The sequence below is a fragment of the Pseudoduganella buxea genome, from assembly GCF_009720835.1.
In the GTDB taxonomy this organism is placed as follows: domain Bacteria; phylum Pseudomonadota; class Gammaproteobacteria; order Burkholderiales; family Burkholderiaceae_D; genus Rugamonas; species Rugamonas buxea.
In genome coordinates this window covers 55,929-67,670 of sequence record NZ_WNKZ01000024.1, presented here as the reverse complement: position 1 = coordinate 67,670, position 11,742 = coordinate 55,929, and the positions used below count along the sequence as shown (strand labels likewise).

The following is an 11,742-nucleotide window of genomic DNA, read 5'->3' as shown; positions in this document are numbered from 1 at the left end:
CGCTGCGCCCGCTGCCGTGACGCCGGTCGCACCGCCAGCGCCGGCAGCGCCAGTTCCTTCCGCGCCGCCTGCCGTCGTGGCGGCGGTACCCGTGGTTCCCCCGGCATCGGCCGCGCCGGTAACCGCAGTACCGCCGTCCGTCGAGCGCGAGCCAGTGGTGGCCACGCCGGAACCGGTGAACGTGGCGCCGCGCCCCGTGTCGCAGCGCGAGCGGCCGGCACCGCGCCAGGCACCCGCCGAACCGAAATCCGCGCCGGCCGAACGGGTACCGGCCCGGGTCGATACGGAAGCGTTGCGCACCGGTGTTACACAGGCATGGGCCAGCGCGCCGCCGGCGTCCTCGCAAGGCCAGGCCGAAAATGGCTACCGCCGCGCGCTGGTGCTGCTGCAGGATGGCCGGCTGGCCGAAGGCATCGCCACGCTGGAACAGGCGCTGTTCGTGTATCCCCGCCACGAGGCGGCGCGCCAGACCGTGGCCGGCCTGCTGCTGGAGCAGGGCCGCAATGACGAGGCGTCGCGCCACCTGCAACTGGGCCTGGGCCTGAACCCGAACCAGCCGCAGATGGCGATGCTGCTGGCGCGCCTGCAGCTGGAACACCATGGCGCGGCGGCCGTCGAGACCTTGCGCCGCACCTTGCCCCATGCGTCGGCCAACGCCGACTACCTGGGTTTCCTGGCTGCCGCGCTGCAGCGCCAGCGGCGCCACCGCGAAGCCATCGAACAGTACGACGCGGCCCTGCGGCTGCTGCCGCAAAACGGCGTGTGGTGGATGGGGCTGGGAATTTCCCTGCAGGCCGAGGGCCGCAAGACGGAAGCGCGGGCCGCCTTTACGCGCGCGAAGCAGGCCGGCTTGAGCCCGGAACTGCAAGGCTTCGTCGAGCGCAGCCTGGGCCAGTTGAACTGAAGCTTGAACTGAAACGCTAGCGCGCCGCCAGCGCGCCCCAGACAGCTTTCATCGCAAAGCGCAGGTCCGCTTCGTCTTCCGGCAAGGCCGCGACGATGGTGCATGTTTCGCCGGCACGGCGCGACAGCGGCATCGGCAGTGCGGCGCCGTGGGCATCGCGCAGGCAGTGCACCTCGGGGCCCTGGTCCGGCACGGCGGCGCGGTAAGCCACGACGCCCGTGGTGCCGTCGCCCAGGCGCACCAGCGTGCCGGGCGGGTAGGTGCCGACGAAGCGGCCGAACGCGTCGCCCAGGTCCGTATCGAGCGAGCTGGCCGCCAGTTCCGCCAAAGCCCGGTCGGGCAATTGCGAGCGGCGGTAATTGCGTGCCGACACGCGGGCGCAGTAACGGTCGGCCAGGCGCAACAGGCGCGCACCGCGGGGGATCTCTCGCCCCGGCAGGCCGTGCGGATAGCCGCTGCCGTCGTCATCCTCGTGGTGCAGCAGCACGCTGGCCAGCCATTCCTCGTCGCTGATGCCGGCGCAGGCCAGCAGCCTGGCCGCGTCCTCGGGGTGCCTGCGCAGGCGCGCCTGTTCGGCGCCGGACAGGCGGTCGCGCGTGCTGAAGGCGTCATGTTCGTCCAGCATGGCCGCGTTCATCGTCAGCGCCGCCGCCGTCACCGATTCGAGCTGTTCCTCGCCAAGGCCGATGCCCCGGCCCACCACGGCCACGACGATGGCCGTCTCGACGCAGTGGCGCACGGCATAGCCGCCGGCGATCTGGTTCAGCAGCACGCAGGCCAGCGCCACGTCCTGGCCCATGTCGACGGTGTGCAGCAGTTCGCGCGCCAGGGAACGCAGGGCCGAATCGGCCAGCGTTTCGTCGCGCAGGTGGACCAGCTGCCGCTCCAGGCGCACGTGCAGCGCGTCCAGCTGGCGCAGCACGGACGGTGCCATGTTGGCCGCGCCCTCGTGCGGTTGCCCTGGTCCGCGCATGTCAGATCCGCGCCAGCCGGTCCAGCGCCAGGGCCAGCGTGTCCTCGCGCTTGGCAAAGCAGAAGCGCACCACGCCCGCTTCCTGGCCGCCGCGGTAGAAGGCCGAGACGGGGATGGCCGCCACCTTGATTTCGCTCGTCAGCCACTCCGCGAAGGACGCCTCGGGCAGGTCCGATATGGCACGGTAGCGCACGCACTGGAAGTAGGTGCCGTCGGCCGGCAGCAGCTCGAAGCGGCTCCCGGCCAGGCCGGCACGGAACAGGTCGCGCTTGGCCTGGTAGAAGGCCGGCAGCTCGACGTAGGGCGCCGGGTGAGCCATGTAGGCGGCCAGGCCGTGCTGCACCGGCGTGTTGGTGGCGAACACGTTGTACTGGTGGACCTTGCGGAACTCCACCATCAGCGGCGCCGGGGCGGCAACGTAGCCGATCTTCCAGCCCGTGACGTGATAAGTCTTGCCGAAGCTGGAAACGACGAAGGCGCGCGCGGCCAGCTCGGGATGGCGGCACAGCGACTCGTGGCGCTGGCCGTCGTAGACCATGTGCTCGTAGACTTCGTCGGCCAGGATCAGGATATCCGTGCCGCGCACGATGGCGGCGAGGGCGTCGATGTCGGCCTGGCGCAGCACCGTGCCGGTGGGGTTGTGCGGCGTGTTGATGACGATCAGGCGCGTCTTGGCGGTGACGGCGGCGCGGATCGCATCCCACGGCACGGCGTAGCCGGCTTCGCTGAACGTCATCTGCACCAGCACGGGCACGCCGCCGGCCAGTTCGACGGTGGGCGTGTAGCTGTCGTAGGCCGGCTCGATGATGATCACTTCATCGCCCGGGTGGACGCAGCACAGGATGGCCGTCGTCAGCGCCTGGGTGGCGCCGGCCGTGATGGTGATCTCCGCATCGGCGTCGTAGGCGTGGCCATACTGCGCGGCGACCTTGGCGGCAATCGCCTGGCGCAGCGCTGGCACGCCGGCCATCGGCGAATACTGGTTGTGGCCGGCCCGCATGGCGGCGCTGACCATCTCGACCAGTGCCGGATCGCAGGCGAAGTCGGGGAAGCCCTGGCCCAGGTTGACGGCGCCGTGCCGCGCGGCCAGGGTCGACATGTGGGTGAAGACGGTGGTGCCGACGGCGGGCAGGCGCGAGGTGAGCGGGGGCGTGACGGGAAGCGTGGGGGTCATGGTCGCAAGTGGCAGTGTTTTTGCCATTCTAGCGCAGCCCGGGCACGCTGCGTGCAGGCCAGGGTGGGGTCAGGTCCCGTTCTGCGCGGCAGGCGCGGGCGGCTGCCATTTCTCCGGCAGCAGCACGTCAAACATGCCGGCCTTGGCCAGGCGCTTGCCCAGTTTCAGCAGGGCCTTGTCCTTCGTGATCAAGGCCGAGGCGCCGGCGTCGCGTGCCAGCTCGAGGAATTTCTGGTCGTCCGGGTCCGTGCAGACGGGCAGGCGCACGCCCGATTCGGGCGGGGCCACCACCTTGATCAGCGCATCGAAGCGTGCCGCCGCCACGGGGCGGCTGGTTTCGTCCAGCGGCAGGTGCGCGTAGTGCAGCACGATATGGTATTCGTCGCGGCAGTCGGCGCGCGTGATGGCCTCGACGGCGCCGCTCTCCACTGCCGCCAGCAGGGCGGCCCAGCGCGGGTCGTGGAACACGAACAGGTCGAGGCAGACATTGGTGTCGATGACGATGCGGGGCGGCGGCGCGGCCGGCAGGGTAGGGGGCAAAGCAGGTATCATGTGGGCAATTCTTGTTTTGAACGACGTGGTCAACCCCGAATCATATGCTGATAGTGCTTTCCCCCGCAAAAAGTCTCGACCTGGAGACGCCTTCCCCCACCCGCCATGCCACCGAACCCGCCTTCCTCGATCACTCCGAGCAGCTGATTGCCCAGTTGCGCGGCTTCTCGCCGGCCCAGTTGTCCGAGCTGATGGACCTGTCGGACGCGCTGTCGGCCCTGAACGTGGGCCGTTATGCCTCGTGGACGAAAACCCTGGATGAGGCCCGCCAGGCCGTGATGACCTTCAACGGCGACGTCTACGACGGCCTGTCGGCCCGCACGATGGCGCCGCCGGCGCTGGATTACACGCAGTCGCGCGTGCGCATCCTGTCCGGCCTGTACGGGCTGCTGCGCCCGCTCGACCTGATCCACCCGCACCGGCTGGAAATGGGCACACGGCTGAAGAACCCGCGCGGCAAGGACCTGTATGCCTTCTGGGGCGACCTGATCACGGAAGCGCTGAACGGCGCCGTGGCCGAGCAGGGCGCCCGCCACCTGGTCAACTGCGCATCGGAAGAGTATTTCAAGTCGGTGCGGCGGGCCAAGCTGGCCGTGCCCGTCATCACGCCCGTATTCGAGGAATGGAAGAACGGCAAGTACAAGATCATCTCGTTCTATGCCAAGCGCGCCCGCGGCCTGCTGGCCCGCTACGCGGCCGACCACGGCATCGTCGAGCCGGAACAGCTGAAAGCGTTCGACGTGGACGGCTACGGCTACGACGCCCAGGCATCGAACGACACCACGTGGGTATTCCGTCGCAAGACGGCCTGAGCGCTGTGGGTCCGGAGTCGGACACCTGATTCGGACGGCTGCGTTGCTTCAAAACCGGTGTCTGGCACCGGTCTGCGGCACGGATCCGGTGTCAGATACCCAAATCCGATTCAGGCATTGCTTGGCGGGGCTTTCTGATCGCCGGGCATTGCCTGGCGATCACCCCAGAATTTCCACCACTTGCGTTCCGGTTTTGGGGCGCCGTCTTCGATGAATTTGCTGTTCGGGAAGTTCTGCTTGAAGACGCGCAAGGTGTCGTCGCGCAAGGTGACATTACCCAGCTTGTCGTAGCTGCGTGCCATGATCCACAGCGCTTCCTCGATTTCCGGCGAGTCGCGGTAGTCGCGCACGGCGTCCTGGGCGCGGTTGGCGGCGGCCAGGTAGGCGCCGCGGCGGTAGTAATACCGCGCCACGTAGACTTCGTACTTGGCCATCGTGTTGATCAGGTACTTCATCCGGTCGATGGCATCCGGCGTGTATTTGCTGTTCGGGAACTTGTCGACCAGCGCCTTGAAGGCGGCGTAGGCTTCGCGCGTTGCCTTCGGGTCGCGCTCGGCGGGGTCCTGTTCGTAGACGAAGTTCAGCAGGCTCAGCTGGTCATTGAAGTTGACCAGGCCGCGCAGGTAGTACATGTAGTCGACGTTCGCGTGATTCGGGTGAAGCTTGATGAAACGCTCCACGGCGGCCAGGGCCTGGGCCTGGTCCTGCGCCTTGTAGTAGGCATAGGCCACTTCCATCTGGGCTTGCTGGGCATAGACACCGAACGGATAGCTCGCTTCCAGCTTTTCATACAGCTGAATTGCACGTTCGTAGTGCTGGCCGGCCATTTCCTCCTTGGCCTCCGAGTATAATTTCGTTGCGGACCAACCTTTGGTCTCATCGGACTGTTCAGGTAACAGGCCGCATGCCGACAAACTGAGCAGTAATACCGATGCTGCCACCACCTTGAATTTTTTTTGCATGTTCTCGTGCAAGAAGACGTTTAACAAGATACAACACTGGGCTGATTATAGCCGATGGGAATGCTGTGATATTGAATCGTGAGCCGAATTCGGCCGAACACCCCTCCAACCCTGATTTCGACGCGGAATTCGACCCCGAGTTCGATGCCGAAACGGAAGCGCTCGAAGCGGTCGACCCGCTGGCGCCGATCGAACTGGAGCTGACGCCGGAAGCGTGCGGCGAGCGCCTGGACAAGGTCATCGCCAAGCTGGTACCGCAGTTTTCGCGCGGCCGCCTGCAAAGCTGGATCGAGGACGGCTTCGTCACCGTCGACGGCAAGCCGGCCAAGGTGCGCGCCACCGTGTACGGTGACGAAAAGATCGTCGTGCTGCCCCAGGCCGCGCCCGAGGACGTGGCCTTCGCGCCCGAGGCGATCGATGTCAACGTGGTGTACGAGGACGATCACCTGCTGGTCATCAACAAGCCGGCCGGCCTGGTGGTGCATCCGGGCGCCGGCAACTGGACCGGTACCTTGCTGAACGGCCTGCTGCACCGCTGGCCCCAGCTGGGCGGCGTGCCGCGCGCCGGCATCGTCCACCGCCTGGACAAGGACACGAGCGGCCTGATGGTCATCGGCAAGGACCTGGCCACGCAGACGGACCTGGTGCGCCAGTTGCAGGCCCGTACCGTCAAGCGCGAGTACTGGGCCCTGGCCTGGGGTACGCCGCGCGTGTCCGGCACCATCGACGCGTCGATGGGCCGCCACCAGAAGGACCGTGTGAAGATGGCCGTGTCCACCAGCCTGGGTTCGAAGCCGGCCATCACCCATTACCAGCGCCTCGTCTCCGGCGAGCTCGACCGCCGTCCCGTCAGCCTCGTGCAATGCCGCCTGGAGACGGGCCGCACGCACCAGATCCGCGTCCACATGGCGCACCTGGGCTTCCCGCTGGTGGGCGACTATGTCTACGGCAAGCCGCACCTGACCGGCGTGTTCCACCGGCAGGCCCTGCAGGCGCGCCGGCTCGGCCTGGTGCATCCCGCCACGGGCGAACAGTGCGAATGGATTATTCCGCTGGCGGACGATTTCCACGCGCTGCTGGAGCAGGCAGGTATCGACGAGCCGGACGACACGATTGGCGCCGACGATTACAATGAGGAAAACGAGTTCGACGACGAGGACGAATGAACATCATGGCCAACGCTCCCCAATGGCTGGTGCCGGATTGGCCCGACCTGCCCGCCGGCGTCGGCGTGCTGTGCACGACGCGCCGCGGGGGCGTCAGTCCGCCGCCCTATGACGACGGACAGGGCAAGGGCGGCCTGAACCTGGGAGCCCACGTGGGGGACGCGCCCAAGTGCGTCGAGCGCAATCGCGATATCGTGCGGGCCGAGCTGCCGTCCGAACCGGTCTGGCTGGCGCAGGTGCACGGCACGGCCGTCATCGACGCCGGTGGCGTCCATGGCGATGTGTCGCCCCAGGCCGACGCCAGCTTCGCGCGGGAGCGGGGGGTCGTCTGCGCCATCCTGACGGCCGACTGCCTGCCCGTGCTGCTGTGCGACGTGGACGGCAAGACTGTCGGCGCCGTGCATGCGGGCTGGCGCGGGCTTGCCGACGGCGTGCTGGAACGTACCGTCGAGGCCATGCGCGGGGCCGGTGCCGGCGAATTGCGGGTGTGGCTGGGCGCGGCCATCGGCCCGGCCAAGTTCGAGGTGGGGAGCGAGGTGCTGGAACAGTTCCTGTCCCGCGCCGGCGGCGATGCCGACCTGGTGCGTGCCGCCTTCCTGCCGGTGAGCGAGCGCCCCGGCAAATACCTGTGCAACCTGTACGCACTGGCGCGCATCGCCCTGCAGCGGGTGGGCGTGCGCAAGGTCCACGGCGGCGACTTCTGCACCGTCTCCAACTCGGGCCGCTTCTTTTCCTACCGCCGCGACGGCACCACGGGCCGCCAGGCGAGCCTGATCTGGATCAAATAAGACGCGGCGCCGTGTCGTCACGGCGGCGGCGCGTCCTCCCGGGCCCGCGCCGCCGCCTCCAGTGCGCGGCGCCGTTTGCGCCTGCCGCCACCCGTTATATAGAATACAATACCCAACGGCAGGACGCAGTACAGCAGCAACGTCATGCACCCCGCCACCACGGTGGGCTCGGTCAGCGCCATCAGCACGACGACGTAAATCCAGGCTATGGCAACGATCAGCATCGGTGGTAAGTGTCCTTGTTCGTGAAAGATCAATTCTATATGGAATGCACATGAATATGCCCGACCCGCAAGCGATGGCCTCCGCGTGGATGTCCCAGATCAGCGATCCGAACCAATGGCAGTCCTGGTTCCGCATGATGCCCGACATGGAAGCGATGCCGGGTGCCGCGCTGCTGCGCGATGCCGGCGCCGCCATCCGCCCCGACGTGCTCGATACCCTGAAGAACGAATATATCGCCGAATTCGGTGCGCTGTGGCAGGAATTCCTGGCCGGCCGCGCGCCCAAGCTGAAGGACCGCCGCTTCGCCGCCGAAGCGTGGACGGGCAACCCCGTCTCGGCCTTCAATGCCGCTTCCTACCTGCTCAACGCCAAGTTCCTCATCGCCATGGCGGACGCCGTGGAAGCGACGCCGCACCAGAAGACCCGCATCCGCTTCGCCGTCCAGCAGCTGGTGGATGCGATGTCGCCAGCCAATTTCCTCGCCACCAACCCCGAAGCGCAGCAGAAGCTGATCGAAAGCCGGGGCGAAAGCCTGACCAAGGGCCTGGCCAATATGCTGGAGGACATGCGCAAGGGCCATATCTCGCTGTCCGACGAAAAGGCCTTCGAAGTGGGCCGCAACCTGGCCACGACGGAAGGGCAGGTGGTCTACGAGAACGCGCTGTTCCAGCTGATCCAGTACAAGCCCGTGACGGCCAAGGTCAAGGCCCGGCCCCTGCTGATGGTGCCGCCTTGCATCAACAAGTTCTATATCCTCGACCTGCAGCCGGAAAACTCCCTCGTGCGCTACGGCGTCGAGCAAGGCAACACGGTGTTCATGGTGTCGTGGCGCAATCCGGACACATCGCTGGCCAACATCAGCTGGGACGATTACGTGTCCGACGGCGTCATCGAAGCCATCCGCGTGACCCGCGAGATCACGGGCCAGGAACAGCTCAATACGCTGGGCTTCTGCGTCGGCGGCACCTTGCTTGCCTCCGCGCTGGCCGTGCTGGCCGCGCGGGGCGAAAAGCCCGCCGCCGCCGTCACCTTGCTGACGACCTTCCTCGATTTCACGGACACGGGCGTGCTCAGCGTCTTCGTCGACGAGACCCAGGTCTCGCTGCGGGAAAAGGCGCTGGCGCGGGGCGGGCTGATGTCCGGGCGCGACCTGGCCAGCACCTTCTCCAGCCTGCGCCCGAACGACCTGGTGTGGAATTACGTCCAGTCGAACTACCTGAAGGGCAACGAGCCGCCGCCGTTCGACTTGCTGTACTGGAATTCCGACTCGACCAACCTGCCGGGCCCCATGTTCTGCTGGTACCTGCGCAACACCTACCTGGAAAACAGCCTGAAGGAACCGGGCAAGCTGACGGTGGCCGGCGAGAAGGTCGACCTGTCCACCATCGACGCCCCCGTCTTCGTCTATTCCTCGCGCGAAGACCATATCGTGCCCTGGCAATCTGCGTACGCGTCCACGCGCATCCTCAATCCCGGCCGGCCGGAACGCAACCGTTTCGTGCTGGGCGCCTCGGGCCATATCGCCGGCGTCATCAATGCGCCGTCGAAGAACAAGCGCAGCTACTGGACCAATGACACGCCCGGCGTGGCCGCGGACGAATGGCTGGCCGGCGCCACCGAGCATCCCGGCAGCTGGTGGCCCCAGTGGGCCAGTTTCCTGGAGCAGCACGCAGGCGAGGACGTCGACGCCCGCGGCGACTACGGCAACGAGCACTACCGACCCATCGAGCCGGCCCCAGGCCGTTACGTGAAGGAAAAGGCTGAGTAAGCCCGGCAATTTCCGCGATTTGTCCAGCGCTGATTTTTCTTGCGTTGCAATATGCGCGGAAACACTCCGGATCATGCCGAAATCTTATAAGAGTGTGTGCAACTTAAGATTTTTTCACTCTATAATAGGGTCACCGAGCTAGTGAAAAGCGAACCTCCGTTCGCTTTTTTTTCGACCGTCGTTTTAACCTGGGTGCGCTGCAACGCGCAAAAAGTGGACTAGTGATGAGTAGTGCAAAAAAAAGTACCGAACGTTTGATCAAGAAGTATCCGAACCGCCGTCTTTACGATACGCAGACCAGTTCCTATATCACGCTGACCGACGTGAAGCAGCTCGTGCTGGACGGTGATCCGTTCACGGTCGTCGACGCCAAGTCGAACGAAGACCTGACCCGCAGCATCCTGCTGCAGATCATCCTGGAAGAAGAGGCCAGCGGCGTGCCGATGTTCTCGACCGATGTACTGGCGCAGATCATCCGCTACTACGGTCATGCGATGCAGGGCATGATGGGTTCTTACCTGGAAAAGAACATCCAGGCTTTCACGGATATCCAGCGCCGGCTCACCACCAGCGCCACCAATTTCGACGGCAAGACCTTCAGCCCCGAAATGTGGACCCAGTTCATGAACGTGCAGGCGCCGATCATGCAGGGCATGATGAACAACTACATCGACCAGAGCAAGAGCCTGTTCGTGCAGATGCAGGAGCAGATGCAGAACCAGAGCAAGAGCCTGTTCGGCGCCTTCCCCTTCGCCGTCCCGCCGGCGACGCCCCCCGAAAAGAAGTAATCCATACAGCCGGCTCCGCCGGCTTTTTGTTGCTCCGCGCGCGCTTCTGCTGGGCTGGGGCAGGTGGCTGACAACTCGTGCACAGGCAGCCGGGCACGGTGGGTGGAATCGTTACCACAACTTGCTGTTCGCCCTTCGAAAAGTATTGACCAGACAATTTTTCCGCTGCTACACTCAGTGTTGTGGAATCGATTCCATCGACACACGGGAGAGCGTCAAGTGGAAGCATTGCAGCACAGTTTTTCGCCGCCGGCCGGGTCCGTCCTGTGGCGGCGCCAGTTCCTCGTCGGCGTGGCGACGGCGGCCTACCAGGTCGAAGGAGCGGTCAGCGCGGACGGCCGCCTGCCGTCGATATGGGACACGTTCTCCGCCACCCCCGGCAAGGTGCTCCACGGCGACACGGGCGCGCAGGCCTGCGATCACTACCACCGCTGGGCGGAGGACGTGGACCTGCTGGCCGCCCTGAACGTGGATGCCTACCGCCTGTCGATCGCCTGGCCGCGCGTGATGGACGCGGCGGGCCGGCCGAACGCCGCCGGCATCGCGTTCTACCGCAAGCTGCTGCAGCGGCTGAAGGACAAGGGCGTGCGCACCTCCGTCACGCTGTACCATTGGGACCTGCCGCAACACCTGGAAGACACGGGTGGCTGGCTGAACCGCGACACCATCTACCACTTTGCCGACTACGCCGACCTGATGAGCCGCGAGCTGGCCGGGCTGGTCGACTTCTGGTCGACCCTGAACGAGCCATGGTGCTCGGCCATGCTGGGCTACGGCACCGGCCACCACGCGCCCGGCCATGCGGACTTGGGCGCGGCCAACCAGGCGATGCACCACCTGCTGCTGGCCCATGGCCTGGCGATCCCTATCCTGCGCCGCAACGATCCGGCGTCGGCCAAGGGCATCGTCATTAACGTCGGGCGGGGCACGACGGACGGCGCCACGCCGGCCGACCAGCACGCCGCCGAACTGTTCGAGTTGCAGCACAACGACTGGGTGCTCGACCCGCTGCTGCGGGGGCGCTACCCGGCGCGGCTGCATACGGAGCTGTGGCCGCAGGCTGCGCCAAACGTTCGTGACGGCGACATGGCCATCATCGCCGCGCCGCTGGACTTCATCGGCATCAATTACTACTTCCGCACCAATGTGCGCGATGATGGCGAGGGGGGCTACGTAGAGCTGCCGCTGGCCGGCGTCGAGCGCACGCAGATGGGTTGGGAGGTGCACCCGGACGGCCTCTGCGACCTGCTGGTCGGCTTCCACCGCCGCTACGAGAACCTGCCGCCCCTGTACATCACGGAAAACGGCATGGCCAGCGACGACAAGGTGGTCGATGGGGCCGTCATCGACGGCCAGCGCATCGCCTTCCTGAACCGCCACCTGGCGGCCGTGGACGAAGCGGTGCGGCTGGGGGTGGACGTGCGCGGCTACTACATCTGGTCCCTGCTGGACAATTTCGAGTGGGCCTTCGGCTACGAGCGGCGTTTCGGCATCGTCCATGTCGACTATGCGACGCAGCGGCGTACCTTGAAGCGCAGCGCGGAACTGGTGCGCGACTTCCTGGCGAAACGGCGCAGCATGGCCTGAGCACTTGCGGCGGGACCACGCCGATCAACTATCATAAGCATCC

The 11,742-nt window shown here is 66.1% G+C and carries 12 protein-coding genes; 7 read left to right on the top strand and 5 right to left on the bottom strand.

What is annotated here, in order from left to right; all coding sequences use genetic code 11:
• Positions 1–904: tetratricopeptide repeat protein (locus tag GM672_RS10920; protein WP_155470557.1), on the top strand; the 904-nt coding region annotated here is incomplete at its 5' end.
• Positions 905–920: 16 nt separating this feature from the next.
• On the opposite strand, the gene GM672_RS10915 is transcribed toward GM672_RS10920, so the two are convergent.
• The 3 genes from GM672_RS10915 to GM672_RS10905 form a co-directional block, all read right to left on the bottom strand.
• The gene (locus GM672_RS10915; protein WP_229417671.1) at positions 921–1,877 is read right to left on the bottom strand and encodes an HD-GYP domain-containing protein; all 957 of its coding nucleotides are present in this window, start codon (positions 1,875–1,877) and stop codon (positions 921–923) included.
• 1 nt (position 1,878) lies between these two features.
• Complete coding sequence (locus GM672_RS10910) at positions 1,879–3,051, bottom strand: pyridoxal phosphate-dependent aminotransferase (RefSeq protein ID WP_155470556.1); 1,173 nt, start codon at positions 3,049–3,051, stop codon at positions 1,879–1,881.
• A gap of 69 nt (positions 3,052–3,120) precedes the next feature.
• Entirely contained in the window at positions 3,121–3,603 is a 483-nt protein-coding gene (locus GM672_RS10905; protein WP_155470555.1) for a putative toxin-antitoxin system toxin component, PIN family, read from the bottom strand.
• A 44-nt stretch (positions 3,604–3,647) separates the two neighbouring features.
• Between GM672_RS10905 and yaaA the strand changes: the two genes are divergently transcribed.
• The gene (yaaA, locus tag GM672_RS10900; RefSeq protein WP_155470554.1) at positions 3,648–4,415 is read left to right on the top strand and encodes a peroxide stress protein YaaA; all 768 of its coding nucleotides are present in this window, start codon (positions 3,648–3,650) and stop codon (positions 4,413–4,415) included.
• A 110-nt stretch (positions 4,416–4,525) separates the two neighbouring features.
• On the opposite strand, the gene GM672_RS10895 is transcribed toward yaaA, so the two are convergent.
• Positions 4,526–5,377, bottom strand: coding sequence for an outer membrane protein assembly factor BamD (locus tag GM672_RS10895; RefSeq protein WP_155470553.1), 852 nt, complete (start codon positions 5,375–5,377; stop codon positions 4,526–4,528).
• Between the two features lie 65 nt (positions 5,378–5,442).
• Here GM672_RS10895 and GM672_RS10890 point away from each other — a divergent pair, with 65 nt between their 5' ends.
• Both GM672_RS10890 and pgeF read left to right on the top strand, forming a co-directional pair.
• Positions 5,443–6,543, top strand: coding sequence for an RluA family pseudouridine synthase (locus GM672_RS10890; RefSeq protein ID WP_170300013.1), 1,101 nt, complete (start codon positions 5,443–5,445; stop codon positions 6,541–6,543).
• Positions 6,540–7,331 (top strand): peptidoglycan editing factor PgeF, encoded by a 792-nt coding sequence (pgeF, locus tag GM672_RS10885; protein WP_371867054.1) that lies wholly within the window; start codon positions 6,540–6,542, stop codon positions 7,329–7,331. The genes GM672_RS10890 and pgeF overlap by 4 nt, the downstream gene beginning before the upstream one ends.
• Before the next feature lie 17 nt (positions 7,332–7,348).
• Here the strand turns inward: pgeF and GM672_RS10880 are convergent, their stop codons facing one another.
• A complete protein-coding gene (locus GM672_RS10880) occupies positions 7,349–7,555 on the bottom strand; it encodes a hypothetical protein (protein ID WP_155470552.1) in 207 nt (68 codons plus the stop codon).
• Between the two features lie 50 nt (positions 7,556–7,605).
• Between GM672_RS10880 and phaC the strand changes: the two genes are divergently transcribed.
• The 3 genes from phaC to GM672_RS10865 all read left to right on the top strand — a co-directional run bounded on the left by phaC (position 7,606) and on the right by GM672_RS10865 (position 11,699).
• Positions 7,606–9,324, top strand: coding sequence for a class I poly(R)-hydroxyalkanoic acid synthase (gene phaC, locus GM672_RS10875; RefSeq protein ID WP_155470551.1), 1,719 nt, complete (start codon positions 7,606–7,608; stop codon positions 9,322–9,324).
• Between the two features lie 224 nt (positions 9,325–9,548).
• Entirely contained in the window at positions 9,549–10,112 is a 564-nt protein-coding gene (phaR, locus tag GM672_RS10870) for a polyhydroxyalkanoate synthesis repressor PhaR (RefSeq protein WP_155470550.1), read from the top strand.
• Between the two features lie 219 nt (positions 10,113–10,331).
• A complete protein-coding gene (locus GM672_RS10865; RefSeq protein WP_229427741.1) occupies positions 10,332–11,699 on the top strand; it encodes a GH1 family beta-glucosidase in 1,368 nt (455 codons plus the stop codon).
• Positions 11,700–11,742: the final 43 nt, after the last annotated feature.

What these genes read in the sequence shown, in the direction of transcription:
- GM672_RS10915 (WP_229417671.1), bottom strand. Translation starts at nt 1,877, where the DNA reads ATGCGCGGACCAGGGCAACCGCACGAGGGCGCGGCCAACATGGCACCG.
- GM672_RS10910 (WP_155470556.1), bottom strand. Translation starts at nt 3,051, where the DNA reads ATGACCCCCACGCTTCCCGTCACGCCCCCGCTCACCTCGCGCCTGCCC.
- GM672_RS10905 (WP_155470555.1), bottom strand. Translation starts at nt 3,603, where the DNA reads ATGATACCTGCTTTGCCCCCTACCCTGCCGGCCGCGCCGCCGCCCCGC.
- yaaA (WP_155470554.1), top strand. Translation starts at nt 3,648, where the DNA reads ATGCTGATAGTGCTTTCCCCCGCAAAAAGTCTCGACCTGGAGACGCCT.
- GM672_RS10895 (WP_155470553.1), bottom strand. Translation starts at nt 5,377, where the DNA reads ATGCAAAAAAAATTCAAGGTGGTGGCAGCATCGGTATTACTGCTCAGT.
- pgeF (WP_371867054.1), top strand. Translation starts at nt 6,540, where the DNA reads ATGAACATCATGGCCAACGCTCCCCAATGGCTGGTGCCGGATTGGCCC.
- GM672_RS10880 (WP_155470552.1), bottom strand. Translation starts at nt 7,555, where the DNA reads ATGCTGATCGTTGCCATAGCCTGGATTTACGTCGTCGTGCTGATGGCG.
- phaC (WP_155470551.1), top strand. Translation starts at nt 7,606, where the DNA reads ATGAATATGCCCGACCCGCAAGCGATGGCCTCCGCGTGGATGTCCCAG.
- phaR (WP_155470550.1), top strand. Translation starts at nt 9,549, where the DNA reads ATGAGTAGTGCAAAAAAAAGTACCGAACGTTTGATCAAGAAGTATCCG.